This window comes from Arthrobacter sp. SIMBA_036, assembly GCF_046535135.1.
In the GTDB taxonomy this organism is placed as follows: Bacteria; Actinomycetota; Actinomycetes; order Actinomycetales; family Micrococcaceae; genus Arthrobacter.
Genome location: NZ_JAWRXG010000178.1, coordinates 1 through 271, shown reverse-complemented (window position 1 = coordinate 271; position 271 = coordinate 1). Strand labels below are relative to the sequence as shown.

The window sequence follows — 271 nt, the reverse complement described above, 5'->3', positions numbered from 1 at the left end:
AACGTCATGAATCTTTAAGGACAATCTTTAAAGAAAGTAAAGGAGAAATAAGGCAGGTTATATTAGGAATGGATGAAATTAAATTTCAACTACAATCTATAGATTTAACTTTAGCTGCTGACGCTGCCTCCGATCAAAAAATAAAAGAAATTATTGAAAATGAAACAACATATGCTTTTGATTTATCAGCAGATTCTTTAGTTCGGGCTAAAGTGATTAAGATATCTGATAATATGTATGTATTTGTTTTAGTAATGAATCATATTATAAG

Annotated in this window: 1 protein-coding gene; it reads left to right on the top strand. The window is 28.0% G+C overall.

Annotated elements, in window-relative coordinates; genetic code table 11:
* Positions 1-271, top strand: a 271-nt coding sequence (locus SB659_RS19565) for a condensation domain-containing protein (RefSeq protein WP_410551608.1), incomplete at both ends; no start/stop codon positions are given.